The organism is Aerococcus sp. L_32 (genome assembly GCF_050689315.1).
In genome coordinates this window covers 1-1,084 of sequence record NZ_JBOEQF010000584.1, presented here as the reverse complement: position 1 = coordinate 1,084, position 1,084 = coordinate 1, and the positions used below count along the sequence as shown (strand labels likewise).

Annotated in this window: 1 protein-coding gene; it reads left to right on the top strand. The window is 42.3% G+C overall.

Annotation, left to right across the window (positions count from 1 at the left end; genetic code table 11):
* Nucleotides 1–1,084 (top strand): peptide chain release factor 3 (locus tag ACRCJ0_RS14925; protein WP_431390996.1); only part of this gene is annotated, 1,084 nt, incomplete at both ends.

Here is a 1,084-nt window from a genome sequence, read left to right as displayed (position 1 = left end):
TGAGCAACAACGTGGGATTTCCGTTACCTCTTCAGTGATGCAGGTAGACTACGATGGTTACCAAATCAACCTAGTGGATACCCCAGGGCATGAGGACTTCTCTGAGGATACTTACCGTACTTTGATGGCTGTAGATGCGGCCGTGATGGTAATTGACTCAGGTAAAGGGATCGAGCCTCAAACTAAAAAATTATTCCAAGTTTGTCGTATGCGTGGAATTCCAATTTTCACCTTCATGAACAAATTAGACCGTGATGGCCGTGAACCGATGGACTTAGTTGCTGAACTTGAAGAAGTGTTAGATATCGATGCCTATGCAATGAACTGGCCAATGGGTATGGGGAAACAATTCCTTGGTTTATATGATTTCTACAACAACCGTGTTGAATTAACCCATCCAGAAGAAAATGGTGGTAACGACTTCCTACCATTGAACGAAGACGGTGAAGTTGAAGGCGACTTTAAATTTAAAGAATCTTCTATTTATACGGAAGCCTTGGAAAACGCAGAATTAATGCGTGAAGCTGGTAACGGTTTTGATGCAGAAGCCATTGCTGCCGGTGAATTAACGCCTGTATTCTTTGGCTCTGCCTTAACAGGATTTGGTGTACAAACCTTCCTAGATGCCTTCGTTGATTTCGCGCCAGCACCTTCTGCAGTAGCTACTGTTGAAGAAGGGGAAGAAATTGAACCAACAGATGCTGAGTTAATTGGTTTTATCTTTAAAATCCAAGCAAACATGGACCCTCGTCACCGTGACCGGATTGCCTTTGTTCGTATCGTGTCAGGTGCCTTTGAAGAGGGAATGGATGTTAAAGTAACGCGTACTGGCAAGAAAATCAAATTGAACAATACAACCCAATTTATGGCCGATTCAAGAGAGAACGTTGAAAAAGCTGTCGCCGGCGATATCATTGGTTTGTATGATACAGGGAACTTCCAAATTGGGGATACCATTTATACAGGCAAAAAGGCTGTAGCCTTCCCACCACTACCACAATTTACACCGGAATTATTCATGAAAGTATCACCTAAAAATGTCATGAAACAAAAATCATTCCATAAAGGGATGCAACAATTAGTT